This is a genomic window from Magnetospira thiophila, assembly GCF_054657015.1.
Genome location: NZ_BAAHXF010000002.1, coordinates 643,833 through 669,367, shown reverse-complemented (window position 1 = coordinate 669,367; position 25,535 = coordinate 643,833). Strand labels below are relative to the sequence as shown.

The following is a 25,535-nucleotide window of genomic DNA, read 5'->3' as shown; positions in this document are numbered from 1 at the left end:
TTCCAGCCATGTTGAACGCGCCTGAAAGCGAGCCGGAAAGCGGCCTATCCGAAGCGGACCTGCCCGACGATGTCGAGGCCTTGAAGGCCATCATCCGTTCCCAGCACGTCATCAATACGCGGCTGGAGAAGCTGGTCAAGGCGTTCAAACATGCCCTGTTCGGCGCCAAGTCGGAAAGAATAGCCCGGGATCAACTGGAACTGGCGCTGGAGGATATCGAGACCGGAATTGCCGAGGTTCAGGCTGCGGGCGAGGCTTCGAACACGCCCTCATCAAAGTCAACGAAGAAACCACGCCAGACCAATCGGGGCAATCTGCCCAAACATCTGGAGCGGATTGAGGAAGTCATCAAACCCGATGATGTGACCTGCGCGTGCTGCGGCACCGAGCGCCACGTCATCGGCGAGGATGTGTCCGAACGGCTCGATGTCATTCCGGCGCAGTTCCGTGTGATCATCACCCGGCGTCCCAAATATGCCTGCCGGGTCTGCGAGGAAGGGATCGTCCAGGCCCCCGCTCCGGCACGTCTGATCGAGGGTGGGTTGCCGACGGAAAGTCTGGTGGCCCATGTCATCGTTTCCAAGTACGCGGATCACGCGCCGCTCTATCGCCAGGCCCAGATTTATGCCCGGCAAGGGATCGATCTGGATCGTTCGACCCTGGCGGCCTGGGTGGGCAAGGCGGCTTTCGTTCTTAAACCCGTGGTCGATGCTCTGCTGACGGACTTGAAGGGTTCGACAAAACTGTTCATGGACGAAACCCCGGCACCGGTCCTGGACCCGGGAAGGGGCAAGACCAAAACCGGTTACTTCTGGGCCCTGGCCCGTGATGATCGGCCTTGGGGTGGTGACGATCCTCCTGGCGTGGTGTTTACCTATGCGCCGGGGCGCGGTGGCAAACATGCCGAGGATATCCTGGACGGGTTCGGCGGCATTCTCCAGGTGGACGGCTATACCGGCTATAACCGGTTGATCAAGCCCGGACGGCTCGATCCGGCGATCTGGCTGGCCTATTGCTGGGCCCACGCCCGGCGCAAACTCTATAAACTGGTTAAAACGGGAACATCGCCCATCGCCGGGGAGGGCCTGAAACAGATTGCGGCACTCTACAAAATCGAAGATGAAATCCGCGGTCGGTCGCCCGAAGACCGGCTCGCCGTTCGCCAGGAACGCTCCGCACCCTTGGTCAAAGCCTTTGAAACCTGGATCGCCGAACAGCGCAGCCGGGTCTCGGCAAAATCACTGCTTGGCGAAGCCTTGACGTATATTGCCAAGCACTTCGAAGGGCTCTGCCGGTTCCTATCCGACGGTCGCGTCGAAATGGATTCCAATACCGTCGAGCGGACGATCCGGCCCATCACCCTTAATCGCAAGAATGCTCTCTTCGCCGGTCACGACGCGGGCGCCGAAAACTGGGCGGCGATCGCCTCGCTCATCGAAACCTGCAAGCTGAACGGCATCAACCCCTTCGCCTACATCGAGCATACGCTGAAAGCCATCGTCAACGGCCATAAGCAAAATCACATCAAGGAATTGCTGCCCTGGAATTATCAGGCCGGCGTGTAAGCGGGACACCGCTTACGTTACAGCAAGCCTTCCCCCAGGGTCTCAAATACAAGGGCCTGACCATCCTGCCGCGCTCCGACATTGCCGAACCCCAGCCGCCGCTGCCGCCATCGCAACCGGCCCCGTCCCCCGAGCCGTCCACCGCTGAGGGTTATCCCGCCCGCCAACCGGAAAAGGGCGATGGGGTGATCGTTGATAAGGTACCGGAACCTGTCAAAGTCGGTCCGAATGTAAACCCCATCTCTGAGCCTCAGTGGAGTGATTCTATCGTTGAAATCACAACAATCGACCCAGTCAAAATAGAGGAGGAAAAAGACCTTCCGAAACCCACCGCTACAAGCTTGGCAAACAACACCAACCCGAAATTGGGAAGGTCGTTTTACGAACATGGCTTGAAGGGCACGTCTGTCAATGGATCGGACGAAAGAGGAACCCACGCCTTGGCGACCGGAGGTATGGACGCCGCCAAAGCAGACTTCGATGCGATTCTTAGAGAGCATGGGATTGATCCTGCCACCGTGAAACCCCAACCCGAAGAACAGGGAGTAAAGTACACGCAAGAATTTTCAGACGGGAGTGTGTTGACGGTCCGAAGCTTTTCCCGTCCTTACAAAAATCGAGGGTCAACCCCAACGCTCGATGTAAAATTAAACAAAGGAGGAGGAAAAAATCACTGGGCAAAAGTAAGGTATCTGAAATAAGATAGCATCCATGGCGTGTCGGCGTATCAGTGACAAGGAGTACGAGGACGTCTGGAGTCCGATCCGAAGACGTCTTTTTGTCAATGATTCGGTCAGTTTCGATTTCATCGACACCCAAGTGATGAACAATCCGATCTGGCAGCATTTCCCTGTTGGGTGCACTCTCAGTTATGGACTGCACTCAAGTCGGAAGAAAATTGAAAGGGGGCTGAACAACCAGTTCGGCCCCCTGTTCGACACTTGGCAAGAGCTAGGCATCGAATCCGTGTTCGTCGCTTCGCGGCACAAATTCGAAACGACAGAGAGCGGGAAATTTTTCTCCTACTTCGACAAGGATATTTTCCATGAAATCTCTGCCGCCGCAACAGCCCTAAAGGTCGCTCCGGTGGAATTCGATGAGTCCGGCTTCGTCATGTTCGACCAATCGGGGACCTGGGCGCTTTGGCCCTGCACACCTTATTTCACATGGATCAGTGGCGACGACACGTTCGCTGAGACCTATATCCGCCTGTCGGGCGGAATGGAGCGCCTTCAGACAATGTTTTCCAATTCGTTCATTCAATTGTGCGAATTTCTCGTCGGCCCAGGCGGCGAATGGGATGAAATCGATTATTTGTACGAAAAAATCCTCCATTGGCCAATCCCCGACTGGTTCCAAGTGTATGGTCGAGATCTGCCCAAGGCCGAGATGCAAAAATGGTTAAACAAAGAAGAGGGGCGCTGGTCCTGGCCGGAGGTACCGCCGGGTCTTAAATACCTCGAATCAATTTGATACCCTTCACCCCTGTTACGGCGGCCAAGATCCTGCCCAGGTGGGGTTACGGTAATGGATCGATAATTATTTCGACGGCAAGATGGGCCGCTCCGACATAGCAGAACCCCAGCCGCCGCTGCCGCCATCGCAACCGGCCCCGTCCCCCGAGCCCTCCACCGCCGAGGGCTATCCCGCCCGCCAACCGGAAAAGGGCGATGGGGTGATTGTTGATCCGCAGACCCCGCCGCTCGAGGAGGGGATTGTGGACAATCCGGCCCCGGAGATGGCTGCGGAAGACACCGTCTTTACCTACGATCCCATTGATCCGGTCGAGATCAAGGAAGCGGGTGACTTACCGCCGAAAACCCTCGCCGGGTATGAGAATGCCAAGGATGTTCGCGTCCGCGACGCCATCTTCGAACAGGCCCTCAAGGGCAGGACCGGGGATGGTGAAAAGCTTGGCAAAACCCACGTTCAGGCGTCAGGTGGGGTCGATGCGGCCCGCCAGACCATGGAGAATATCGTCCGCGCCGGTGGCGGACGGGTGGAGGATATTGAGCCCACTAAAGATGGCCGCCATGAGTATACATTTAACAGGCTGCGGAAAAACTCTTCCCTTTGACGACCGGGTATGATTCGATTCCTCCTGAAAGCGACAGGGGGGGCGAGATGCGTGGCAGCGACGTTTGGACGGAGAGCCTGTTTTCGTATGTGAGTTGCGAGGCGCGGGTTCCGGCGAGCCATCCGCTCCGACCGATCCGGGCCATCGTCGATGAGGTGCTGGAGGTCCTGTCGACGGATTTCGAGGGGATGTACGCGAAGGTGGGTCGCCCCTCGATCCCGCCGGAGAAGCTGCTCCGTGCCCTGCTGTTGCAAGCCTTCTATTCGATCCGCTCCGAGCGGCAGTTGATGGAGCAGGTCGGCTACAACCTGCTGTTCCGCTGGTTCGTGGGGCTGTCGATGGATGCGCCGGTGTGGGACGTGACGGTGTTCACCAAGAATCGCGACCGGCTGTTGGAAGGCGAGGTGGCGACCAAGTTTCTGTCGGCGGTGGTGGCGCAGGCGCGTGGCCGCGACCTGCTGTCGGACGAGCATTTCTCGGTGGACGGGACGCTGATCGACGCCTGGGCCTCGATGAAGAGCTTCCGGCCCAAGGATGGCGGCGATCCGCCTCCGGGGCCGGGGCGCAACGGCGAACGCGATTTCCGCGGCGAGAAGCGCTCGAACCAGACCCATGCCTCGACCACCGATCCCGACGCCAAGCTGTACCGCAAAGCCAACGGCCAATCCTCGCGCATGGCCTTCATGGGCCACGTGTTGATGGAGAACCGCAACGGCCTGGTGGTCGGCGCCATGGTCACCCGGGCCACCGGCACCGCCGAGCGCGAGGCGGCCCTGTCGCTGGTTGATGGCTTGGCCGCAAAGGGCCGCATCACCCTGGGCGCCGACAAGGCCTACGACGTCCGCGAATTCGTCCGCGATTTGCGGGTCCGCAAGGTCACGCCCCATATCGCCCGGAACGAGCAGGTGACCGAAACCGGTGACGTGCGCCGCCGTAGCGCCATTGATGGCCGCACAACCCGCCATCCCGGCTACGCCATCAGCTTGCGCATCCGCAAGCGGATTGAGGAGGTCTTCGGCTGGGCAAAGACCACCGGAAATTTGCGCAAGACCCGCCACAAGGGCACCGACCGCGTCGACTGGGTCTTCACCCTGACCGCCGCCGCCTACAACCTCGTCAGGCTGCCGAAGTTGATGGCTGCGGCATGACGATACCCGGACTCTGCCTCAAATCGGCAGAGTCCGGGGAAACCGGCCGCAAAAGCGGCCCGCACCCCCTCGCCGAGGCCACTGAATGGCACCGACCGATGGGGAAAGGGGCCGACCTTCCGCGTTTTTCCGCAGCCTGTTAAAGACGGGACTCATATTCAATGGCGCCCCCATTCGAGCGGCAAAGGAGGTCAAAAAGATAGCACTCCGACGGTTGATATAAACCTATCATTGCGCTATGGTAAGGGGCATCAATTGAAATTACGTTTCCCGGATTAAGAAAAATGACTTGCCGACAGATCGACATCGCCGAGTTCGACCGCGACTGGCTGTCGGCCTGTCAGCAAGTGTTTAACGATAATGGTATACTGTATGCCGACATGGGGTCTCCGTTTGCAAATCCCGATTGGCGGGTAACCGCCCTTCCTGGAGACCCCGATGAGGGCTGGGGGTTAAGTGAGTGTGCCCAATGCAGAGACCTTGCCCTTCCCGGTCAAACGAATCATTTCGACAATCTGGTCAAGACATGGGAACGGTTGGGAATTCGCCATATCATAGGGACCGACCGCAGTTGGAATAGCGCGGATGAATATAAAAAATCCTACCAGGCCGTCTGCCGTGCTGAGTTGGACTGTTTCGTTGAACTCTGGGAAGGCAGTCAGTACACAACCCTTCTATTCGACACCACCGGCACATGGGGATTGAATTGTACCAAGAGCGATGACATCTCCTTTCTCGCCGGTGACGACCGATTCATGGATACATTCTATGAGGTCTCCGGCGGTGAGATTGCGGTCCGCAAACGGTTTGATCACCATATGATCGAACATGGCAACTTCTTTGTCCGGCATCCGGAAAACCCTGACCAGTGGGTTTACGACATCATCTACAACGACATCCTCAAATGGCCGCAGCCGGACTGGATCAAGGGCCTTCCACCGGAATATTGAGCGGGCGACCTCGCCCTCTGACAATCTGAGCGGCCTGGACGTTGAAAATCAGATTGAAGGCGAGGCCGGTGACGATCTTTTGCTGGGCGGGTCCGGCCATGATACTCTGGACGAAACGGAAACGACCGATGCGCCGTCGCCATCGCTCGCCATTACCGACGGGGAACGCGCCCTGGCGGAAGCCGGGGACGCGCAAGGATTCTGGGACTCTCGCAAGGCCAAGGGGGATCCCGTTGCCGATATCGCCTTGAAATCCCTCAATCCACCGGGTGGCGTGCTGGACTCGCTGTTTGGCGGCCAGTCGGTCAATAGCCGTCTGGAGGCCTTCTCGCGGGTCTATACCGGCCACAGCGCCGATCAAGAAAAAATCAGGCGGGAATTGATGCAGGCTCATATTGAGGCTGTGAAGAATGATAGCGATGGTACCCACGGCTTGCTTGACCCCCGTGCGCATTCCGATGAAACCGGCCACTGATTCCGACGGAAAGCGGCCACCCATTCCGATCCAAAACGGCCACTTTATCCTGGGCTCGTTTTTGGCGGCGTGATCGACGCCGTTGGGTAATTTGTTGATGTCATTTTCCTTAGGTCTGGTCAATGGTTTTGGCGGCCATGGTCTTTCGCATTGAGGGTCCGTCGAGATCGAGCCTGTGGGCGTTGTGGACGATACGATCGAGGATGGCGTCGGCGAAGGTGGGCTCGCCGATGACGTCGTGCCACTTATCGACGGGCAGTTGGCTGGTGATCAGGATCGAGGCATTTTGGTAACGCTCTTCGACGATTTCCATAAGATCGCGGCGCTGATCAGCGTTGAGTTTTTCCGGGCCCCAATCGTCGAGGATCAGCACGTTTGGTTTTGTCAGGGCGCGAAACAAACGCGGGTAACGGCCATCGGCGCGACCCATTTCCAATTCGGAGAACATTCGGGGCAGGCGTTTGTAGAGGACGGAATAATCATCTCTGCAAGCTTTTTGACCCAAGGCGCAAGCGAGCCATGATTTGCCGATACCGCATGGACCCGTAATGATCAGGTTCTGTTTTTGGGCGATCCATTTCCCCTGGGCCAGTTGCTGGAACAGGGATTTATCGAGACGCCTGGGGCTGCGGTAATCGACGTTCTCGACTGAGGCCCCGGCGTGGCGCAGGCGGGCGTTTCTTAAACGGTAGGTCAATCGGCGGTCGTCACGGACGGCTTCTTCACGATCAAGAAGCAGAGCCAGCCATTGATCATGAGCCAGATCTTCGGCTTGGGGGTTGTCTCTGAGGTCGGCGAAGGCCTGAGCCATACCGGTCAGCTTGAGGAGCTTCAGTTGGTCGTGAGTGGGGTGTTGCAACATGGTTGTTTTCCTCCTTAATGAAAATATCCGGAACCCCGGATGTTGGGATGATCGATGGCGGGACCGTTCTCAGCCTGTTTCGTTTTGCAATCCTCAAGCCTGTTCTTGAGGATGGAATTGACGGAAGAATAGGAATGGGCGCCGATCTCAAGCGCTCTTTCGCAAGCCGCCTCCAGGCGTTCCGGCCCATGAACCTTGGCCAGGCGGAGGATGCCGATAGCGGAACGAAAGCCCTGTTCCGGGTGTGGCTTGCGGCGCAGAATAATGTCAACGAGGGCTTCCGTGTTGGCCCCTTGGGCGGTAGCCATGCGGCGGATTTTCTCCGGCGTCCAACTGGCGTATCGTCGGTGTGATGACGGCATGTGTTCCGGGACCGTGGTATGACGCCGATTGCCGGGGCCGCGCATATGGACGGCGACACGCTTGCCTTTATGGAATATCTCGACACTGCGTTCCGTGATGCGAGCCCACAGGGTTTGTTTGACCAACGCATGCGGGACCGAGTAAAAATGCTTGCCCACTTCCACATGGTAATCGATGCCGGCGCGTCGCTGTTTCCATTCGGCGTATTCGAAGGGCTCGGCGGGCAAGGCTTTGAGGGCCGGGCGGTCCAGTTCTTCGAACAGTTGCCGCCGGGACGCATCCAGATGCTTGCTGACCCGCCTATTCAGAACCTCAAGCTGTTCACGGATTGCCTGATTGAGTTCGGCCAGGGAGAAGAAACGGCGATTGCGCAGGCGGGCCAGAACCCAGCGCTCGACCACCTGAACGCCGACTTCCACCTTCGCCTTATCCCTTGGTTTGTAGGGCCTGGCGGGAATGACCGCCGTACCGTAATGGTTCGCCAGATCGGCGTAGGTCCGATTAACCTCGGGATCATAAATGCAGGATTTGATGACACCGGACTTGAGGTTGTCGGGAACGATCTGCTTGGGAACGCCGCCGAAAAAACTGAAGGCGCGGCTGTGCGAACCGATCCAATCAGGCAGCGCCTAGCTCCAAGTGGCCTCGGCGTAGGTGTAACTGGAGGCTCCCAGGGTGGCGACGAAGATCTGGGCCTCGTGGACCTCGCCGGTCAAGCCGTCAATCACTTCCACGGTTTGACCGGCGTAATCGACAAACAGCTTCTCACCGGCCACATGGTTCTGGCGCATGGTCGGGTTCAGCTTACCCCGCCAGTCCCGGTAAAGATCACAGAACCGGCTGTAACCGTAACCCTCTGGATGCCGCGCCCGGTATTCCTCCCACAAAAGGGCCAGGGTCACGCCGGGCTTCTTTTTCTCCCGGTGCAGCGACGGCCAATCGGGCGGAAGTGGGCGTTCCCTCGTTCGAACCCGCAAGGGCGGAAACAATAGCTGCTCCAGCCCTTCCTCCGAAAGGTCCCCGGGTAAGGGCCAATTCAACCCCGCTTGTTTGGCCCGGGCGATATAATCCCCGACCGTTGTACGGCCAATATTCAAACTGACGGCGATCCGCCGCCTCGACAGGCCCTCGGCATGCAGCCTCAAAACGTCGCGAATCTTGCGCATGGGCAACCTCTCCCTGGGCATCTCCGCTCCTTCCCAAAAGGTGCGAAGGTAACCCTCAAAAGATCACCCAACGAGGTCGATCACAGGCCAGACAAAAGTGGCCGCTTTGCGTCGGAATCGGTGGCCGGATTAAATCGGAATCAGTGGCCGCTTTGGATCGGAATCAGTGGCCGCTTTGCGTCGGAATGCGCATTATTTGAGGTGTTCCTCGAAAAAGGCCGTGGTGCGTGCCCAGGCCAGCTTGGCATCCTCTTCGTCATACCGGGAGCCGGTCGGGTTGGCGAAGGCATGGTTGGCTTCGTACCAGTTGACGGTCAAACGGGTCTTGCCCGCTTCGGCCATGGCTTTTTCGAAACCGGCGACCATTTCCTGGTTGATGTTGGTGTCGAGGGTGCCGAAATGGCCGAGCACCGGGCTGCTCAGGGAAGCCAGCTGCTCAGCGGTCTTGTTGACGCGCCCGTAGTAGATGACCGTGGCATCGACCGGCGTGGCCAGGGAAACATTGAGCGACCAGCCGCCGCCGAAGCACCATCCGATGGTGCCGACCTTGCCGGTGCATTTTTCATTCTTGCGCAGCCAGTCAACCAGGGTCACCAGCTCTTCGGTGCCGGTCTCGGCGTTCACAGCACTCATGAGGGCTTTGGCTTCTTCACCGGAAGTGGCCACGTTGCCGCCATACATATCCACCGCCACGGCGATATATCCCAGCTTGGCGAATTCGGCGGCGACGGACTTGATCTGGTCGTTGAGGCCCCACCATTCGTGAATCAACAGAATCGCCGGGGCCGGAGTGACCTCGGGCATGGCGATAACGCCGCGTGCCGTGCCGCCGGAGGGCGTCGGAATGGAAAGCGGCTGCGTGCCCATGTGGCCGGAGGCCCGGGCCAGTTCCGGATAAGCCAGCACGGTGGCCAGGGGCAGGGCGGCCAGACCTTTTAGAAAATTCCGCCGCTCATCATCGGTCACCCGGGGCAGCGGCTTGTTGGAGGGGGTACTGCCACAACCAAATAAATCGCACATATTGACGTTCTCCTCTATGAGCCCATCCAACCCGACGGTTGGAGGTTTCCCACAAGATAATCACAATTCGCCGGGGGTTAAAGAGGGAATGGCAGTATAAAATTGTTGTATTTGATGTTTTATGGAGCCAGTGGCGGAAATGAGGCTAATCCTTAAGGGGTGCGCATGAAAGATTCTTAATAAGCAGCGGCGTGTCACTTGAAATATCAATAAAACCCGATAGACTAAGCGCAGCCCTGAATCGGTCGGGGATTTCAGATTTGAACGAGAAGAGGTTGTAATGGCATTCCAATTGGCTCCCTTCCTCGCCCAGTCGGTTCCGGGCGTTGGCGTAATCGGCAGCATCGTCGGCGGTTCCGCCGCCCTGGCGCAGGGCCTTCGGGCAAAGAATAAGGGCGAAGCCGACACCCGCGACGTGGCTATTCATACAGTCAAGGAAGCGTCGGGTGCCGGTGTGGCAACTGCTTTCAGTGCCTACACGGTGGGTTTGGTCGGCGGCGGTTTGGCCGTTTCCCTGGGTACGGCTTTCGTGGCGGCGGTGGCCGGCAAGTATGCCTGGGACCGGGGCGTGGAATACTTGGAAGCGCGGGCAGCGGAGCAGCAGCTCGAAGCCTGATTCCAACAAGGTTCAGTCCAAAAAAAACAGGCTTCCCCGTGGGGAGGCCTGTTTTGTTTTGGCGGCAAAGCTTGATCAGGCCGTGCCCTGTTGGGCTTCCGTCTTCGCTTGATAGACCATGGTGGAATTGTAGATATTGCTCAGCAGCGCGCGCAGGACGTAGGCCAGCAACACCACCGGCATGGCGAGCACGGCGATAACCATCAGCGCGGTCAGCAGCGTGATAATGGAGCTAAGAATTGTCATTTCTGAACCTCGTTTGTTTATCAGAAAAATCTAATATGTGGATAATCTAATATATAAACGCGGATCGTGCAAGGGGAGATTTGAAGCGCGGCAAAATGCTGGAACATTGAGGCCAGGGCCTGCCTGTGTTAGGATTGCGGGACAAGCAACCTCGCGAGGGCCCCATGGCTGATCCCGCAATTGCCCTGCCGCAAGTGACCGCCGATACGTCGTTGATGATGCTGCGCCAGCAATTGACGTCCGAGGCGCTGGTGGTCCAGATGATTTCCCAGGTTTCGGCGGCGTCGCCCGCGCCGGCGGTCAACGCCGGTCTGTCCGGGGCCGCTCCGGCGGATCTGAGTACCGCCCCCGGCACTTACCTCGATATCACGGTTTAAGCCGAGACCGCGTCCCAGGTCCGCTGAATGGCATCGGGGCTGACGTCGCGGGTGATGAACACCACGCGGCTCTGTCGGCTGTCGCCCTCGGGCCAGCCGGGCAGGGGGACGGGCGGGTGGAACATATGCTGCACCCCATGCACCGCCACTGGATAAGGTGCGCCGATCAGGTTGAGTACCCCCTTGATGCGCAGGAACCGCTCCCCGTGGGAAGACAGCAATATGTCCATGAACTCGGTAAACCGATCCCAATCCAGCGGCTGGTCGAGGCGCAGGCAGAATGAGCGGATGTGATCGTCGTGCCGGTTGGGGTCATGGGCGTGCCCGTGCCCGTGCCCGTGCCCGTGTTCGCGCCCAGGCTCGTGCCCATGTTCATGATTGGGCTTTTCATAGGCTTCCTCGGCCAGCCAGCGGGCCACGTCGGGATGTTTGCTCCGGGCGTTGAAAAGGCCGCAATCGAAAATCTGGGCCGGGTCCAAATCACCATGGCGCGCGGTCAATAGCGGTGCCGCCGGGTTGATGGCACGCAGACGGGAGGTGAGCCGGGCCAAACTGTCGCTGTCCACCGTATCGGTCTTGGTCAGCACCAGTCGATCGGCAACGGCGGCCTGTTTGACCGATTCCGGGTGATCGTCCAACTGGCCGTCCCCATGCCGGGCATCAATGGTGGTGACGATGCCGTCCAGCCGGTAGCGGGCGGCAATCAGCGGATCGGTCATCAGGGTATGAATAATCGGGGCCGGATCGGCGAGACCGGTGGTTTCGATGATCAGGCGCTGGAATTCCGGAATGTCGCCGCGGACCCGTTGCAGGAACAGGTCGCGCAAACTGTCCACCAGATCCCCGCGCACGGTGCAGCACAGGCAGCCGGAGTTGAGCAGCAGCACAGTTTCGGAAATCTGGCGCACCAACAGGTGATCGATTCCCACCTCACCGAATTCGTTGATCAGAACGACGCTGTCCGCCAGTTCCGGACGGGCCAGCAACCGATTGAGCAAGGTGGTCTTGCCACTGCCCAGAAAGCCCGTGAGAAGGGTGACGGGGAGCATCGTCAAGGGGGTCAGCTCTTGCCGTAAAGATCTTCGGGGGAGACTTCCGGATCGGAGATAATCTGGGTCTTGCCGTCTCGCCAGGCGAGGAAAAAGCAATTGCGGCGTCCCGTATGGCAGGCGACCCCCAACTGATCGACCAGCAGCAGCAGGGTATCGCCATCGCAATCCCAGCGCATTTCCTTCAGATGCTGCACTTGACCGGAGCTTTCACCCTTGCGCCAGAATTTGCTGCGCGAGCGGGACCAGTAGCACACATGGCCGGTTTGCAGGGTCTCCTCGATGGACGCCTTGTTCATCCAGGCCATCATCAGCACCTCGCCGGTGTCATGCTGTTGCGCGATGGCGGGAATCAGCCCATCGGCATTGTATTTCAGGTTCTCCAGAGGGAGCAGGTCGTCGCACATGGGAGCCTCCAAGCTGTTCGGCAAGTACATCGCCCCTGGGAGCGAGACTGTCAAGACTGACCGGCATGGGGAGGAGTCCTGAAAATGATACTTTATCCTTGTATTTCACGGCAAAAGCATACAGTATCACGGGACGTTATATAATACGTTCGAGCCCGGTAGATCCCACGCGGTCACCTAGGGGTCGGACGTCCTGATAAGAGCGCCAACCACACAACCGGTATGGCCCGTTTGGGAGATGAACGCGTGACCAATGCCACCCATGCCTCGGGCAAGGACCTGCCAGCTTTGAGAAGTGAAGACCCCTGGACCATTGAGAATGCCGTGTCGCGGGCGGAAGCTCTATGCAGTCACCGCGGCGTGCGCCTGACACCGTTGCGACGGTGGGTTCTGGAGCGTTTGTGGGAGGATCGCGGGCGTCCCAAGGGGGCCTATGAACTGCTGGAGGAGTTGAAGCAGGAAAAGGGCAACGCGGCCCCGCCGACGGTCTATCGCGCGTTGGATTTTCTGCTCGAACAGGGGCTGATTCACAAGCTCGAAAGCCTTAATGCGTTCATCGCCTGCAATCGTCCGGAAAATCCCCATGTGACCCGGTTCCTGCTCTGCCAGGACTGCGGGGTGGCGGAGGAAATCGACGAGGTTTTGCTGGATGAGGCGCTCAGTTCGGCCGCCGAGCGGGTCGGCTTCGAGATCCAGGAAGGCACCATTGAAATTGTCGGTCGTTGTGTCCGTTTTCACCAGGGCCTGCCGTGCGACAAAAAGCACTCGTCGTAGCCGAAAACATTTCCGTCGTTTTTTCGGGTCGGGCTGTTCTCGATCAGGTTTGCCTGAGCGTCGAACCGGGTCAGGTGGTGACGCTGGTCGGCCCCAATGGGGCGGGCAAGACGACCCTGGTGCGCGTGTTGCTGGGATTGGTCCAGCCCTCCAGCGGCCGCGTTGTTCGTCGTCCCCACCTGAAAATTGGCTATATGCCGCAAAAGGTGCAGGTGGATGACACGCTGCCCCTGACCGTGCACGGCTTTTTGGATCTGGCCAATCCCCGGCGGCGGCGAGAGCGCACGCGGTTGCTGCCCCTGGCCGAGGAAGTCGGCGTCACGGCCTTGCTGGACTCGCCGATCCAGGGAATCTCCGGCGGCGAAATGCAGCGGGTGCTGTTGGCCCGGGCGCTGATCCGGGAACCGGACCTGTTGGTGCTCGATGAGCCGGTGCAGGGGGTCGATGTCAATGGGCAGGCGGAGCTATACCAACTGATCGCCGATATCCGGCGTCATCACGGCTGCGGCGTGCTGATGATTTCCCATGATCTGCATCTGGTGATGGCGGCCACCGACCATGTGGTCTGTTTGAACGGCCATGTCTGTTGCAGCGGTCATCCCGCCATCGTCAGCCGCGATCCTGGCTTTGTGGGGCTGTTCGGCGACAGCGTGGCGTCGTCCATGGCGCTGTATCAGCATCACCATGACCATGCCCATGATTTGCAAGGACATGTGGTGCCGCTGGAGAAGGGCGCCGATGAGTGATCTCTATCTGACCGCGCTGCTGGCTGGAATCGGCGTTGCCCTGGTGACCGGGCCGCTGGGGGCCTTTGTGGTCTGGCGGCGCATGGCCTATTTCGGCGATGCCCTGGCCCATTCGGCGCTGCTGGGCGTGGTGCTGGGGCTGTTCCTGGGGATTGATCCTGGGCTCGGGGTGGCGCTGGTCTGTATCGCGCTCGCCTTGCTGCTGGTCTGGATGCAGGGCAATCGGTCCCTGGCCTCGGATACCCTGCTCGGCATCCTCTCCCATGGGGCACTGTCTCTCGGGCTGGTGGCGGTGGGTCTGCTGGCCGGAACCCGGGTGGATCTGATGTCCTACCTGTTTGGCGATATTCTGGCCGTCGAGATGCTGGATCTGTGGATCATCTGGGGCGGCGGGGCGGTGGTGCTGCTGATCCTGGCCTGGATCTGGCGGCCCCTGCTGTCTTTGACGGTGCACGCGGATCTGGCAGCGGTGGAAGGGGTGCCGGTACGTCGGCTGCGGCTGGTTTTCGTGCTGTTGATCGCCCTGACCGTGGCCCTGGCCCTGAAGGTGGTGGGGCTGCTGCTGGTGACCTCCCTGCTGATCATTCCGGCGGCGGCGGCCCGCCATCTGGCCCGCACGCCGGAGACCATGGCCTTGTTTTCCATGGGTTTGGGGAGTCTTGCCGTTGCGGTCGGCCTATGGGGCGCCTTCACCTGGGATGTGGCCGCCGGGCCGTCCATCGTGGTGGCGGCGTTGGGGGCGTTTGCCGTGACCGCCGCAGTGCCGCGTCGGTAACCCATTGATTTAAGAGGTCCAGCGGTGCAGATTGAAATCCCCGTTCCCTCGAAGGGAGACTCGAACCATGATCCAGACTCCCGTCATTCTCTGCGTGGCCCCGAACGGGGGCCGACGGACCAAGGCCGATCATCCGGCCCTGCCGGTGACGGTGGCGGAAATCGCCCAGACGGCCCGCGAGTGCCACGCGGCGGGGGCCTCGATGATCCATTTGCATGTGCGCGACCGAGACCAGAAACATGTGCTGGACGTGGGGCTGTATCGGGAGGCCACGGCGGCGGTGAAAGACGCCACGAACGGCGATATGGTGGTGCAAATCACCACCGAGGCGATCGGGATTTACGGCCCGGCGGCGCAGATGTCCGTGGTGCGCGACCTGCGACCGGAAGCAATTTCCTTGTCTGTCCGAGAGATCTTATCCAATGGCGAGACGGAATCGGTTCGCGCTTTTCTGCGCTGGCTGGACGAAGAAGGCATTGCACCCCAGTATATTTTGTACTCCCCGGAAGACGTTATGCGCTTTCGTGACCTTCGCCGCCGCCATGTCATTTCTGGCAACCGTCCGGCAGTGCTTTATGTGCTGGGGCGCTACGGCGATGCCAATCCCAGCGATCCGGCGTCCCTGCTGCCGTTTCTGGAAATGGCCGGGGGCGATGAAGGAAGCTGGATGATTTGTGCCTTCGGTCGTTCCGAAGCGGCTTGCGCCGGTCTGGCGGCGATCCTGGGCGGTCATGTTCGGGTCGGCTTTGAAAACAATCTCCTCTCCGCTCAGGGCGAGCCACTCACCAGCAACGCGGACCAAGTGCGAAGCGTGCGCCAAATCCTTGAGGCGATGGGGCGTCATGCCGCGACGGCGGCCCAGGCGCGGGACCTGCTTGGCGTGCATTTATAGCAGCATAATTCTGCGGCGGCCCATATTGTCATTCAGCATTGAATATGCAAGTCTGACACAGCATGGCTTTTTCAAGACATTGGAACGTGCGGGAGACAGCGGGATCGTGAGCGATCAGGAGCATATACTGAGCAGCAAGGATGTGGCGGCGCTGCTGACCGACCCTTCACCGGATGCCCGCGCCGCGACGGCGCAAAAGATCGCCCGGCAATTCGGACTCGCCAGCTTATCGCCCCAGGAGCGACAGATTGCGGAGGATATCTTCCGCGTCATGGTCAAGGATGCCCAAGTCCGGGTGCGCGAGGCCCTGGCTGAGAGTTTGAAGGAAAATCCCGCCATCCCGCTCGATGTGGCGCGAGCCTTGGCCGAAGACGTGGAAACCGTGGCGCTGCCGGTGTTGCAGTTCTCGGAGGTCTTCTCTGACGAGGATCTCATCGAGATCATCCAAGGCCAGAGCGTCGAAAAACAAATGGCTATTGCTCAGCGCAAGCGGGTGTCCGAAGGGGTCTCCGGGGCTCTGGTGGACAAGGGCAACGAAACCGTGGTTGCCACCCTGGTCTCCAATCAGGGAGCCAATATTTCCGAGCAATCCCTGCAAAAAGTCGTCGAGACATTCGGTGACAGCGAGGCCGTGCAGGGGGCCATGGTCGCCCGCAAAGAGATTCCCTCCACGGTGATCGAACGTCTGGTGACCCACCTGTCGGCCCATTATCAGATGGAACTGGCGCAGCGCTACGATCTGACGGACCATATGGCGGCGGATTTATTCCTAGCCAGCCGGGAGCGGGCGGTGCTGGGCATCGGCGCGGAGTCCTCCGATGAGCAGTTGAGCCGCATGGTCGCACAGATGCAGCATACCGGGCGACTGACCCCCTCCATTCTGGTGCGTGCCTTGTGTATGGGAGATTTGCGTTTTTTCGAATTCGCCATGTCGCATCTGGCGCAGGTGCCGCTGGAGAATGCCCGGTTGCTGATCCACGATGAGGGCTACCTCGGACTCAAGGGAATCTTTCGCAAGGCCAAACTGCCGGAGACCTATTATCCGGCCGTTCGGGCGGCCGTTGCCGCCATGCATCAGACGATGCTGGACGGCGGCGAGCGGGACCGCGAACGCTATGCCCGGCGGATCATCGAGCGGGTGCTGACCCAGTACGGCGACTTGGGGGTCCAATTTGAAAGCGATGATCTGGAATACCTGTTGACCAAGATGAGCGAGTTGCCGCTCGAAGGAAAGGCCTCTTCTATGGCGAGGTCGTGAGTTCCTGCCAGATGGCGAAATTGCGCCGAAATCTGGTCAGGGATTTCTGAGCCTGCGCGAACAGGTTGTCGGCGGCGGCCAGTTCCTCGCGATCCATTTCCCACTGCCGTTGCAATTCGTCGAGGATTGGTTTTGGCCATTGGGCAGGGGGAACCTTGCTCATCTGCTGCGCCTTGAGGGCCTGGAACTGATCCATGGAAACGGCCAACCCCTGCCGGACATTGGCATCGCAGGTGGTGCGCACCGCATCTTGAAGGCGTGGCGACAGCGCCTCCCAGGCCTTGGGATTGATGACCAGATCCAAAAATCCGCCCTGGTGGTGCCAGGCCGGCCAATAGGAATAGGGGGCTTGTTGGCCCAATCCCAGGGACTGATCGGCGCTGGGAATGAGGCCGACCACCGCATCCACCACGTTGAGCTTCATGGCGGTGACCATGTCCGCCGGGGTCAGGGGACGGACGTCGGCCCCCAGGTGACGGAACAGCCGCCCTTCCAGGCCGGTGGCACCGATCTTCATGCCCTTGAAATCGTTGACATGAACCAGAGGTCGGCTGAACCAGCCACTGCCCCGGGGGCCATCCAGGCCGCAGATCATCGCCACCACGCCGAGGTTTTTGTAAGCCTGCCGATGAAAGTTCTTGCCGCCCGCGCGATCAAACCAACTGAGCAGTTCCCAGGGGGGCGGTCCGAATGGGGCACCGCCGATCAGCCCCAGGGTCGGGGACTGTTCGGCCCAGAAGGAGGAGGGGGCGAAGGCCGCCTCGATAGTGCCCGAGGCGACGGCTTGCAGGCTGTCGGCTATAGGCACCAGGGCATCGGGTTTGTACAACCGAATTTCCAGATCGCCGTCGAGGATCTTGGTCACATGATCCACCAGATGGGTGACCGCCGCCCCATAGAGCGGGAGATCGGGTGGCAGGGCACTGGCCAGATTCCAGCGGTGGGTCGGGGATTTCAGGGTTTCCGTCACGGCGGTTTCGCCCTCGGCCAGGGGTTTTTCCGGTGCCGGGGGAACGTCGAGCGGCGGAGGAGCCATGGACGGCGCAATAACCGAGGAACCCAGGACCATGCCGAGCACGATGCCGATGATAATGCCGATGATGCCGTTGCGCATGGGAGTGCCTGATCCGCTAGTTCTTGATCCAGTTATAGATATTCACATAGTTGGTGCCGGGATGGTTCCAGGAGTAATCCTGCCGCATGCCATTGAGACGCAACTGGTTGAAATAGCGCGGGAACTGGTGCCATAGCCCGAGGGCGCGACCGAGCGCGCTTTCCAGACCCGCATGGTCGAAATGCTGGAAGGTATATCCGGTGCGTTGCTCATAGGGTTTGTCGGCATGGTTGGCGTCGAACACCGTGTCGGCCAAACCGCCGGTTTCCCGAACCACCGGCACGGTGCCGTATTTCATGGCGATGAGCTGTGTCAGGCCACAGGGCTCAAAGGCGCTGGGCACGACGATCATATCCGATCCGGCGTAAATCAAATGGGCGAGATCGTCATCATATCCAATCTCTAGATGCACATCCGGGTTATCATTAAAGTGATGCTTTAAGCCCCAGAAGTGCTCGTTGATGCCATGATCGGAGCCCGATCCGAGGAGAACGAACTGGCCGCCGTTGGCGATGGTATGGAACAGGGCATGGCGGATCAGGTGGACGCCTTTTTGCGGATCGAGCCGGGCGACCACAGCCACAATGGGCTTGAACTTGTCCTGGAGCAGCAGCCGGTGGCGCAGCGCATCCTTGTTGGCAAATTTGCCCGAAATGTCGCCGGGGCCATATTTTACCGGAATATGGGGGTCGATCTCCGGATTCCAGACGTTGTAATCGACCCCGTTCAAAACGCCGCCGAATTTGACCCCGTGGACACCCAGGGTATGTTGCAGCCCGTGACCCAGGTTGCTGGTGCGGATTTCATCGGCGTAGCGGGGAGAAACGGTGGTCGTGAAGTTGGCATAGACAATGCCGCCCTTCATCATGTTGATGGCATCCGGGTAGCTGTGGTCGCGCAACCGCTCCGGGGTCATCAGATGAGCCGGATTCAAGCCCACCTGACGCAGCACCTGCTCGCCGACCTGACCCTGGTGATGCACATTATGCAGGGTATAGCAGACCCGGGGGTGGGTCATGCCGAGGCCGTTGTAGATTTCGAACAGCAACACCGGCAGCAATCCGGTCTGCCAGTCGTGGCAATGGATGATGTCCGGGTGCTTGTTGGATTTGAGCATGAATTCCAGGGTGGCGCGGGAGAAGAAGGCGAAGCGCGCGGCGTCGTCCGGTGCCCCGTAGAAGGTCCCGCGATCAAAGAAATTTTCGCTCGAATGGGGTTTGATGAAAAAGCACTTGATGTCGTCGACCAGGCCGAAAAAGACGGTGCAATGAATCCAGCGGTCGAAATGCGGCACATACAGATCATCAAACACCTGGGTGAGGCCCCAGATTTTGTCGTACCGCATGCAATCGTACATGGGCAGGATGACTTCCACCGAATTGCCGCGAATGGCCAGTTCCCGGGCCAGACCCGGCACCACGTCCCCGAGGCCGCCAACCTTGGCAACCGGGGCGCATTCCGAAGTGACCATTACGATATACATGGCGGCAAGCTCCGTGTTCAGGCGAAAAGGGCCGGGTCGATGTCGGGAAAGATGGCGTCCATGAATTCCAGGGCCTGAAGACGCCGTTCGTCGATCGTGCCTGCATCAAGGGCGGTGGCCAAATAATGAAACCGCGCCAGATGATTGCGCGTGCGTTCGAGGGCATATTCGACCGAGGTTCCGGATTTCATGATGAAAGCCCAGTCCGAGGCCTGCGCCAGCAGCAGCGACCGGGCGGCCTGTTTCAGGGCGCGCGCGGGAAGCGTTTGCGCCTCCGCATCGGCAAAGCGCTGCGCCAGATCCCGCAGGGTGCGGGCTGCCTCGTGCAAATGCGGATAAATCCAGTCGTTGCCGGGATTGAGCCAGAAATCGTTGTACCCTTTCTCGCCCCAACTGGAAGGCGAGGGGGTGGCCTTTTGCAGCACCGGGTTGGCCCCCAGATAGTCACGCGGGGTTGCCAGGGCGACCGGGCCTTGGCTTTCCGCCAGCTTTCGAATGACCGCTTCCAGCCATTGCGGGCCTTCGAACCACCAATGGCCGAACAACTCGGCATCATAGGGGGCGACCATGATCGGCTTCGGACCGGGGCCGGGGCCGAGACGCACCACCTCGTTACGCCGTTCGCTGACGAAATGCGCGGCATGGGCAGCCACCCGTTCCTGCGCCCTTTCGATGTCGTAGACCTCTTTGTGGGCGTCGGGGCCGGTGATGCGATGATACTTGAAACCGGTATGGACACGGGTCCGGCCATCGAGCATGTACGGCCGGATCAGGTCGATATCCAGATCGAAACCGATATCGCGATAGAAATCCCGATACCAGAAATCTCCCGGATAGCCTTCGTCCCGGCTCCAGACCTGGCGCGAGGCGGTCGGGTCGCGGCCAAACACGGCGATGCCGTTGGGGCAGGCGATGGGCGCCAGAACCCCGTGATTGGGCCGAGGGTTGGCCCGTTCGATGCCGTGGGTATCAACGAAGAAATAGCCAAATCCGGCCTCTTCGATCAACGTTTCCAGGCCGTCGTAATAGGCGCATTCCGGCAGCCAGACCCCCGGCGCGGCGCGTCCGAAGGTGCTGGCGTACATCTGTTGGCCGACCTGCAATTGCGCCCGCACCGCCTGCGGCTCGGTGCGCAACAGAGGCAAATAGCCGTGGGTGGCGGCACAGGTGATGATTTCCAGCAGACCCTTGTCCTGAAAGTCGGCAAAGGCGGCAAGCAGGTCCTGGTGGTAGCGGTTGTCATAGGTTTCCAGACATTCGGCCAATTGGCGCTGATACAGTCGGGCCAGCGGTTGGAAGTGCGGATCACCGGCGGTGCGGGCCACCTCCCGATCAGCCAATTGGCACATTTTGTCCAGGTGGGCGTGGTAGCGCTCCTGCAACAGCGGATCGCGTAGCATCGTTATCAGGGTCGGCGACAGGGAGAGAGTCAGCCGGGTCGGCACCTGGTCGGCGTCCAGGCGCTGCAACATGCGGATCAGCGGTACATAGCACTCGGTAATCGCCTCGAACAGCCACATCTCCTCGAAGAAGCTCTGGTGCTCGGGGTGGCGGATATATGGCAGATGGGCATGCAGGGCCAGGCAAAGATAGCCATAGGCCGGGGGTGACGCGGTGGTCATTCCTCATCCCTTTGTTCTTCAGTCACCAGCAACGGCAGCACCACCGCCCCGTGCGGCAACGGGCGGCGCACGCTGAACGTCCCATCGGGACGCACCGGCACCTCCTTGCCATACAAGGTGAGCCGATGGCCGGGTTTGGTGCGCCCGAAAATATGCAGCTCGGCATTGACTTCCAGGGTCACGTCCTCGCGGCCCAAGACAAAGCTGGATTGAGTCAGGATGCTCTCGACCGGCAGCGCGGAGGGGGGCGTTGCCGGTGCATCGGCAGCGGGCGGCGGGCTTTCGGGCTCGGGCGGCGGACCACCCTCGAACGGATCTCCGCCCATGGCCGAAAGAACCTGGGTTTCCTCATCCAGGGCATGGGAGGTCGAAGAAATCTCGATTTCCGGAAAAGCGTCGATCTCAGACGGCGGCGGCGGCGGTGGGCCTGGCTCGTCCATATGCCCATCCTCGGCCTCCGCCTCGCCCGAATACAGGACCGTGAACACGGAGTCGCTGCTGGGGACCGGAGGTTCCGGCGGCAAGGAGAGGGACGGCGTGGGGAAGTGCACGGCGATCTGTTCCGATGACGTCTCGGCGGCGGGACCGTCCTTGGGCAGATCCACCTGCTGCGACCGGGCCAACCGGGAAAAGTCCCCGCTGGCGTCGCGCAGCCCCAACTCGGCCAGATAGCTCCGCCCATCCTGCCAGAGATCCACGTAGCAGTTGCCGCGCAGACCCTGGACCTGCACATCGAAAGGCGGCGATGGCGGACCCTCGCGGCGGCTGCTCGGGGACACATCGTACAGGCGCAACGCCAATTCGCCGGAGACCGCGCCGTCCTTCAACTGGGCCTTTGCCCGTTCCAGGTCGGCGGGGGTGATGCTCCAATAGGCATGCAGATGGCGCGGGTCCACATCGAGCAGGGTCACATCGCTCTGGGTGATCGGGCCGGGAAAACTCTGATTGATCTCTTCGCTGATGCGGCGCAATTCGGCGGCGGTAAAGGGGGTAGGCGGTGAGGGCGACGGCAGGGGGGCTTCGGGCTCCAGCGAGGTCGTAACCGCTGGATCAGCCAATGGTTTGGAGCGCCGAACACCCTTGGATTTTTTTTTGAGGCTCATTTGGCTTTATCCGGCGTTTTGGATGAACGGCTTGGCGTGCTCTTGGGCTCCGGCCCGGGCTTGGGCACAGGCTTGGGCACAGGCTTGGGCACTGCTTTGGGGGTCGCCTTGGGGGCCGCCTTGGCTTTTGGTTTGGCTTTAGGCTTGGGCTTGGGCGTCGCCTTGGGTTTTTGTGCCGGTTTTACGGTCGGTTCCGATTGCGCAGAGGACGCACTCAGGCATTTCTCCGCCTCGTCCAGCAACGCGATGAGTTGCGCGTCCTCCGAGGCATCGCCCAGCAGCAGGCTGCTTTCTTCGGCTTGCAGCAACAGGTCGCGGGCCGCGTTGGACGATCCGGCGCGGGCGGCGATGTCGAGCAGGCGGCCCAGCAGGGGGCGATGTCCGGCCTCGAATATGGCAGGTGTCTGCGGCAACAGTTTCATCTCTTGCCGTGGGGCCGGGTCGGTCAGCAACTCGGACAGCAAGATGGAACGGGCAGGAAACTCGCCGGTTTCGCAATATTCGGCATAGAGACCGTAAAAATCTCCAAAAAAGCCGCTGTCGTCCCCCTCGTGCAGGAACCAATGGTCGGACGCGCCGTCGGACCATGTGGTGGCCAGCCGGGGCGGTGCCCCATGCACGGCCCGGTCGGTCAGGGTATCCGCCAACTGGAACGGGGATTGCCCGTGCGCCTGTTGGGCACAGAGATCGGCATCGGTAGCAAAAACGGCGAGACTGCTTTTGCCCGAGCGCAGCAGGCCGGGGCTGAACGGATCGACCGGCGTGCCGTCTGTGGCCTTGGCCAGATGCGCCGCATCGAGCACCACATACTCATAACCGGCGGCGACCAGAACCGGAATCATGTCTTCCCGAAGCGCCCCCAGCGGCGGACGGAATCCCTTGGGTGCCTGTCCCAGGACCTTCTGGAACAGGTCTCGTTCACGGCGCAGGTGATCCGGCCAATGGTCGGTGGGAATCAGCGGAAAAATGGGGTGGTGATAGCCACAACCCAGCCACTCGATATTGGACGCCCGTCGCCAGCCGTCCAGGATATCGGGCAGCGAATAAAGATCGGCGTAGGCGGCAATCAACAGCGGATCGCTCAACTGGGCCAGCAGGGAACCGGGCAGGGACACATGCAGGGTGCTGGCTTCGGCGTATTTGGCGGCAAAACGTCCTATACGATCATAGGCGGCCATCACATGACGCGCCGTTGCCGGATCGCTGTGTCGAAGGTGCGCCAGACGACCCGGCGGCTGATGCAAATGCAGGCCCAGGGCATGCAAAATCCGGTGCCGAGACATAACCGAGCCAACCCTCCGAAAACGCGCTACCGTCGCCCCAGCAACGGGGGACTCCCCAATGGCTTGAACAATACGGTGAAACGGTTGAAAAATCCACCGATTTGGGACGTAAAACGGTGAGGGTCAACGCCGCCTCAGTTGGCCTTTCCGACCAGATAAGTATTCAGAACACAGGCAAAGAGGTCGTGGTCGTTTTGCGGCTTGGGACGTTTGACCATGAGAAAAGCCTGGGGATGATTCATGCATTGAGAATCAAAAGTCATCTTGTTGATAATATTTCCCGTCCAGGGATCAAGGCGGAACGGCCAGACGATATCCGCAGCCAGCATCGCGTCGGTTATTTGCTGTGTCGTGGCTTGGGGGGCGAAGGGATTCCCCGGTTGGGGGGACCAACTGTGGCTGGCGGCCGTGTAGAACAGATACAGTTGGTCGCCCCGGGTTTCCGGGACCCGCATATACTGAAGGGCCGCCAGTTCCCGTCCGTCACTGCCCTGGGTGATGATCTGGACCAGGGGGCGCTCCAAATGGCGTTCGCGGGCGATGTCCCGGATCATGCGTCCGGTTTGCATGGCGGCGGCGAAAAAACGCAATTGTGTCGGAGCCGAAAAACGATCCGACATGCGTTGGAGGCGATAGGCGGAATCCTGGTGCAGATGAACCGCCGCCGAAAGGGGCAGGGCCAAGGCCAGTCCGCCGAGGCCCAGGGCAGCCCGTTTGGACAGGGCTTGTCCGAAAGGGGGGGGCATGTCACGCAGCCAGAGACCGAGCAGGAATGCGCTGATCATCAGCGCGGTCTTGTACGGAACGGCCAGGTAGCGTTCCAGGGAGGCGAGTATGGATTGCTCGTATCCCCCAAAACATCCGGCGTAGGAAAAATACAAAACGGTGACATAGGTCGCCCCCCATCCAACAACGACCAGGGCAAAAGGGCGAAGGGACCGAGACAACAGGGAAACCGGGAGCAACATCAGCAGGAAAAAGGCTGGGGGGGACGTGAAGCTTTCGAGGAAAATCAGGCTTTGCTGCCCGAAGTCGCTCAGGGATATGGGCTGCTGCACACCGTCAAGCAGGCTCGCCAGAAAGGCGGTCGGGCTGGTCATGCAGGATTGCTCGGGGGGAAACAACCCCTGCCATATGCTGAAAACGACGAGCAGCGGCGCGAAAGAGAGGAGTCCCAGCATGAACGCCGGGCGGAGCCTGTTTTCAGGTGCCCGGAATACAACCCAGAGCCAAAGCAGTGCCGAGACGGGGGCAAAAAGTATCATCGCTCCCTTGGTGAAATATCCGGCGGCGAGCGCCACTCCCGCGGCTCCGGCCAGCCAATATTGGGAACGGCTGCCGAACGGCGCCTGGGACGACCGGTAGAGCAGGACCAGGAAGCCGACATTCAGGCAAATCTGCATGGGCTCGATCAGCAACTTGGTGAAGATCGGTTCAAGCAGAATTTCCGAGGGGATGATCTCATCAAAGGCTGGAATAAAGAGCAGCCAGAGCAGGGCGCCTGACGCCAGGATGCGCGTAATGACTGAATTTCGGTCGGTCACGATGGCATCATAAATCAGCCCGAGCAGACCTCCGGTCAGGACCACCCCGGCGGCGACGGAGCGGAATTCATTGAACGACGCATGGAACATCTGAGGGAAAACGACTAGCAACGGCCAGCCGGGCGTATAACCGGGCGTCGCGTAGGGCATGCGACTGTCCCAGACCTGCTCGGTGAGAAATTGCAGCTTTGGCCATAACAGCCACCGTGTAAACTCGTCCCAATGCACCGGAATATAGGAATAGCCAGGCTCAGTGGCCAAAACCCCCAGGATCAACAGGGGAAGCCAGAGGGCCGGGGTCGGGAGTTCTCGGAACCAGCGGCGGGCATATTCGGAATCGTCCAGGGCCAGACGAATGGCTTGTTGCAGATGGTACAGAAGTCCGAGGGACGCGAACCCGAGAACGGCCCAGGCGGCGATCGTGAGGCCGAGCCCCAGAATGTCACTGATGAGGAATAAAGGAAAAGGTAGCAGTGCGGTGCCGAGAAACAGGCGAGTCCCCAGCCCCGGGACTCGAAACCACAGGCCCAGTCCCAGGCTTGTCACGAAGAGGATTAAAATGGACAAGGCCATGCCGGTATCCTGAAACGACAAAGGAAAAATTCTGATTGGTGGCTCTG

The 25,535-nt window shown here is 60.1% G+C and carries 25 protein-coding genes and 1 pseudogene; 13 read left to right on the top strand and 13 right to left on the bottom strand.

What is annotated here, in order from left to right:
- Nucleotides 1-8 precede the first annotated feature (8 nt).
- The 6 genes from tnpC to ACYQ1P_RS12820 all read left to right on the top strand — a co-directional run bounded on the left by tnpC (nt 9) and on the right by ACYQ1P_RS12820 (nt 5,740).
- The gene (gene tnpC / locus ACYQ1P_RS12845) at nt 9-1,565 is read left to right on the top strand and encodes an IS66 family transposase (protein WP_460020739.1); all 1,557 of its coding nucleotides are present in this window, start codon (nt 9-11) and stop codon (nt 1,563-1,565) included.
- 185 nt (nt 1,566-1,750) lie between these two features.
- Nucleotides 1,751-2,266, top strand: a complete 516-nt coding sequence (locus ACYQ1P_RS12840) for a hypothetical protein (RefSeq protein ID WP_460020738.1) — start codon at nt 1,751-1,753, stop codon at nt 2,264-2,266.
- Between the two features lie 10 nt (nt 2,267-2,276).
- Complete coding sequence (locus ACYQ1P_RS12835) at nt 2,277-3,038, top strand: hypothetical protein (RefSeq protein WP_460020737.1); 762 nt, start codon at nt 2,277-2,279, stop codon at nt 3,036-3,038.
- Nucleotides 3,039-3,120: 82 nt separating this feature from the next.
- Nucleotides 3,121-3,642: a hypothetical protein gene (locus ACYQ1P_RS12830; protein ID WP_460020736.1), complete on the top strand. Its 522-nt coding sequence runs from the start codon at nt 3,121-3,123 to the stop codon at nt 3,640-3,642.
- A gap of 47 nt (nt 3,643-3,689) precedes the next feature.
- Nucleotides 3,690-4,790 carry an IS5 family transposase gene (locus ACYQ1P_RS12825; protein WP_460018622.1) on the top strand — a complete coding sequence of 367 codons (1,101 nt, stop codon included), beginning with the start codon at nt 3,690-3,692 and terminating at the stop codon, nt 4,788-4,790.
- 284 nt (nt 4,791-5,074) lie between these two features.
- Nucleotides 5,075-5,740, top strand: a complete 666-nt coding sequence (locus tag ACYQ1P_RS12820; RefSeq protein WP_460020735.1) for a hypothetical protein — start codon at nt 5,075-5,077, stop codon at nt 5,738-5,740.
- On the opposite strand, the gene ACYQ1P_RS12815 is transcribed toward ACYQ1P_RS12820, so the two are convergent.
- The 4 genes and pseudogenes from ACYQ1P_RS12815 to ACYQ1P_RS12800 form a co-directional block, all read right to left on the bottom strand.
- On the bottom strand, nt 5,715-6,338 hold the full coding sequence (locus ACYQ1P_RS12815; protein ID WP_460020734.1) for a hypothetical protein: 624 nt from the start codon (nt 6,336-6,338) through the stop codon (nt 5,715-5,717). The two genes, ACYQ1P_RS12820 and ACYQ1P_RS12815, sit on opposite strands and share 26 nt — an antisense overlap.
- Nucleotides 6,325-7,077 (bottom strand): IS21-like element helper ATPase IstB, encoded by a 753-nt coding sequence (gene istB / locus ACYQ1P_RS12810; RefSeq protein WP_460019056.1) that lies wholly within the window; start codon nt 7,075-7,077, stop codon nt 6,325-6,327. The genes ACYQ1P_RS12815 and istB overlap by 14 nt, the downstream gene beginning before the upstream one ends.
- Before the next feature lie 14 nt (nt 7,078-7,091).
- A pseudogene (gene istA, locus ACYQ1P_RS12805) lies at nt 7,092-8,606 on the bottom strand (IS21 family transposase).
- Between the two features lie 192 nt (nt 8,607-8,798).
- Nucleotides 8,799-9,626 (bottom strand): dienelactone hydrolase family protein, encoded by an 828-nt coding sequence (locus tag ACYQ1P_RS12800; RefSeq protein WP_460020733.1) that lies wholly within the window; start codon nt 9,624-9,626, stop codon nt 8,799-8,801.
- 280 nt (nt 9,627-9,906) lie between these two features.
- Between ACYQ1P_RS12800 and mamC the strand changes: the two genes are divergently transcribed.
- Complete coding sequence (gene mamC, locus ACYQ1P_RS12795) at nt 9,907-10,242, top strand: magnetosome protein MamC (RefSeq protein WP_460020732.1); 336 nt, start codon at nt 9,907-9,909, stop codon at nt 10,240-10,242.
- A gap of 75 nt (nt 10,243-10,317) precedes the next feature.
- Here the strand turns inward: mamC and ACYQ1P_RS12790 are convergent, their stop codons facing one another.
- The gene (locus ACYQ1P_RS12790; protein WP_460020731.1) at nt 10,318-10,488 is read right to left on the bottom strand and encodes a hypothetical protein; all 171 of its coding nucleotides are present in this window, start codon (nt 10,486-10,488) and stop codon (nt 10,318-10,320) included.
- 164 nt (nt 10,489-10,652) lie between these two features.
- Between ACYQ1P_RS12790 and ACYQ1P_RS12785 the strand changes: the two genes are divergently transcribed.
- On the top strand, nt 10,653-10,865 hold the full coding sequence (locus tag ACYQ1P_RS12785; RefSeq protein WP_460020730.1) for a hypothetical protein: 213 nt from the start codon (nt 10,653-10,655) through the stop codon (nt 10,863-10,865).
- Here the strand turns inward: ACYQ1P_RS12785 and ACYQ1P_RS12780 are convergent.
- Both ACYQ1P_RS12780 and hisI read right to left on the bottom strand, forming a co-directional pair.
- Nucleotides 10,862-11,914, bottom strand: a complete 1,053-nt coding sequence (locus tag ACYQ1P_RS12780; RefSeq protein WP_460021650.1) for a CobW family GTP-binding protein — start codon at nt 11,912-11,914, stop codon at nt 10,862-10,864. The two genes, ACYQ1P_RS12785 and ACYQ1P_RS12780, sit on opposite strands and share 4 nt — an antisense overlap.
- 11 nt (nt 11,915-11,925) lie before the next feature.
- Nucleotides 11,926-12,321 (bottom strand): phosphoribosyl-AMP cyclohydrolase, encoded by a 396-nt coding sequence (gene hisI / locus ACYQ1P_RS12775; RefSeq protein WP_460020729.1) that lies wholly within the window; start codon nt 12,319-12,321, stop codon nt 11,926-11,928.
- A 246-nt stretch (nt 12,322-12,567) separates the two neighbouring features.
- Here hisI and ACYQ1P_RS12770 point away from each other — a divergent pair, with 246 nt between their 5' ends.
- The 5 genes from ACYQ1P_RS12770 (at nt 12,568) to spbR (ending at nt 16,766) form a co-directional block, all read left to right on the top strand.
- Nucleotides 12,568-13,095 carry a transcriptional repressor gene (locus ACYQ1P_RS12770; protein ID WP_460020728.1) on the top strand — a complete coding sequence of 176 codons (528 nt, stop codon included), beginning with the start codon at nt 12,568-12,570 and terminating at the stop codon, nt 13,093-13,095.
- Entirely contained in the window at nt 13,071-13,841 is a 771-nt protein-coding gene (gene znuC, locus ACYQ1P_RS12765) for a zinc ABC transporter ATP-binding protein ZnuC (RefSeq protein WP_460020727.1), read from the top strand. Before ACYQ1P_RS12770 ends, znuC begins: the two co-directional genes overlap by 25 nt.
- On the top strand, nt 13,834-14,616 hold the full coding sequence (locus ACYQ1P_RS12760) for a metal ABC transporter permease (RefSeq protein ID WP_460020726.1): 783 nt from the start codon (nt 13,834-13,836) through the stop codon (nt 14,614-14,616). Before znuC ends, ACYQ1P_RS12760 begins: the two co-directional genes overlap by 8 nt.
- A 67-nt stretch (nt 14,617-14,683) precedes the next feature.
- Nucleotides 14,684-15,508: a beta-keto acid cleavage family enzyme gene (locus ACYQ1P_RS12755; protein ID WP_460020725.1), complete on the top strand. Its 825-nt coding sequence runs from the start codon at nt 14,684-14,686 to the stop codon at nt 15,506-15,508.
- A gap of 106 nt (nt 15,509-15,614) precedes the next feature.
- Nucleotides 15,615-16,766, top strand: coding sequence for a SpbR family protein (gene spbR, locus ACYQ1P_RS12750; protein ID WP_460020724.1), 1,152 nt, complete (start codon nt 15,615-15,617; stop codon nt 16,764-16,766).
- On the opposite strand, the gene ACYQ1P_RS12745 is transcribed toward spbR, so the two are convergent.
- The 6 genes from ACYQ1P_RS12745 to ACYQ1P_RS12720 all read right to left on the bottom strand — a co-directional run bounded on the left by ACYQ1P_RS12745 (nt 16,750) and on the right by ACYQ1P_RS12720 (nt 25,488).
- The gene (locus ACYQ1P_RS12745; protein WP_460020723.1) at nt 16,750-17,880 is read right to left on the bottom strand and encodes a hypothetical protein; all 1,131 of its coding nucleotides are present in this window, start codon (nt 17,878-17,880) and stop codon (nt 16,750-16,752) included. The two genes, spbR and ACYQ1P_RS12745, sit on opposite strands and share 17 nt — an antisense overlap.
- A gap of 16 nt (nt 17,881-17,896) precedes the next feature.
- Nucleotides 17,897-19,363: a glycogen synthase gene (locus ACYQ1P_RS12740; RefSeq protein WP_460020722.1), complete on the bottom strand. Its 1,467-nt coding sequence runs from the start codon at nt 19,361-19,363 to the stop codon at nt 17,897-17,899.
- A gap of 17 nt (nt 19,364-19,380) precedes the next feature.
- Complete coding sequence (locus ACYQ1P_RS12735) at nt 19,381-20,985, bottom strand: glycoside hydrolase family 57 protein (protein WP_460020721.1); 1,605 nt, start codon at nt 20,983-20,985, stop codon at nt 19,381-19,383.
- A complete protein-coding gene (locus ACYQ1P_RS12730; protein ID WP_460020720.1) occupies nt 20,982-22,088 on the bottom strand; it encodes a DUF4912 domain-containing protein in 1,107 nt (368 codons plus the stop codon). Before ACYQ1P_RS12730 ends, ACYQ1P_RS12735 begins: the two co-directional genes overlap by 4 nt.
- Nucleotides 22,085-23,371 (bottom strand): polysaccharide deacetylase family protein, encoded by a 1,287-nt coding sequence (locus ACYQ1P_RS12725; protein ID WP_460020719.1) that lies wholly within the window; start codon nt 23,369-23,371, stop codon nt 22,085-22,087. The genes ACYQ1P_RS12730 and ACYQ1P_RS12725 overlap by 4 nt, the downstream gene beginning before the upstream one ends.
- Nucleotides 23,372-23,505: 134 nt before the next feature.
- Nucleotides 23,506-25,488 carry a hypothetical protein gene (locus ACYQ1P_RS12720; protein ID WP_460020718.1) on the bottom strand — a complete coding sequence of 661 codons (1,983 nt, stop codon included), beginning with the start codon at nt 25,486-25,488 and terminating at the stop codon, nt 23,506-23,508.
- Nucleotides 25,489-25,535 lie beyond the last annotated feature (47 nt).

Bases quoted from the DNA above. Each gene is read 5' to 3' on its own strand.
- ACYQ1P_RS12755 (WP_460020725.1), top strand. From the start codon at position 14,684: ATGATCCAGACTCCCGTCATTCTCTGCGTGGCCCCGAACGGGGGCCGA.
- ACYQ1P_RS12800 (WP_460020733.1), bottom strand. From the start codon at position 9,626: ATGTGCGATTTATTTGGTTGTGGCAGTACCCCCTCCAACAAGCCGCTG.
- tnpC (WP_460020739.1), top strand. From the start codon at position 9: ATGTTGAACGCGCCTGAAAGCGAGCCGGAAAGCGGCCTATCCGAAGCG.
- ACYQ1P_RS12790 (WP_460020731.1), bottom strand. From the start codon at position 10,488: ATGACAATTCTTAGCTCCATTATCACGCTGCTGACCGCGCTGATGGTT.
- ACYQ1P_RS12730 (WP_460020720.1), bottom strand. From the start codon at position 22,088: ATGAGCCTCAAAAAAAAATCCAAGGGTGTTCGGCGCTCCAAACCATTG.
- ACYQ1P_RS12820 (WP_460020735.1), top strand. From the start codon at position 5,075: ATGACTTGCCGACAGATCGACATCGCCGAGTTCGACCGCGACTGGCTG.
- ACYQ1P_RS12745 (WP_460020723.1), bottom strand. From the start codon at position 17,880: ATGCGCAACGGCATCATCGGCATTATCATCGGCATCGTGCTCGGCATG.
- ACYQ1P_RS12735 (WP_460020721.1), bottom strand. From the start codon at position 20,985: ATGACCACCGCGTCACCCCCGGCCTATGGCTATCTTTGCCTGGCCCTG.
- mamC (WP_460020732.1), top strand. From the start codon at position 9,907: ATGGCATTCCAATTGGCTCCCTTCCTCGCCCAGTCGGTTCCGGGCGTT.
- istB (WP_460019056.1), bottom strand. From the start codon at position 7,077: ATGTTGCAACACCCCACTCACGACCAACTGAAGCTCCTCAAGCTGACC.
- ACYQ1P_RS12785 (WP_460020730.1), top strand. From the start codon at position 10,653: ATGGCTGATCCCGCAATTGCCCTGCCGCAAGTGACCGCCGATACGTCG.
- ACYQ1P_RS12725 (WP_460020719.1), bottom strand. From the start codon at position 23,371: ATGTCTCGGCACCGGATTTTGCATGCCCTGGGCCTGCATTTGCATCAG.
- ACYQ1P_RS12780 (WP_460021650.1), bottom strand. From the start codon at position 11,914: ATGCTCCCCGTCACCCTTCTCACGGGCTTTCTGGGCAGTGGCAAGACC.
- ACYQ1P_RS12760 (WP_460020726.1), top strand. From the start codon at position 13,834: ATGAGTGATCTCTATCTGACCGCGCTGCTGGCTGGAATCGGCGTTGCC.
- ACYQ1P_RS12830 (WP_460020736.1), top strand. From the start codon at position 3,121: ATGGGCCGCTCCGACATAGCAGAACCCCAGCCGCCGCTGCCGCCATCG.
- ACYQ1P_RS12835 (WP_460020737.1), top strand. From the start codon at position 2,277: ATGGCGTGTCGGCGTATCAGTGACAAGGAGTACGAGGACGTCTGGAGT.
- ACYQ1P_RS12825 (WP_460018622.1), top strand. From the start codon at position 3,690: ATGCGTGGCAGCGACGTTTGGACGGAGAGCCTGTTTTCGTATGTGAGT.
- ACYQ1P_RS12740 (WP_460020722.1), bottom strand. From the start codon at position 19,363: ATGTATATCGTAATGGTCACTTCGGAATGCGCCCCGGTTGCCAAGGTT.
- ACYQ1P_RS12720 (WP_460020718.1), bottom strand. From the start codon at position 25,488: ATGGCCTTGTCCATTTTAATCCTCTTCGTGACAAGCCTGGGACTGGGC.
- hisI (WP_460020729.1), bottom strand. From the start codon at position 12,321: ATGTGCGACGACCTGCTCCCTCTGGAGAACCTGAAATACAATGCCGAT.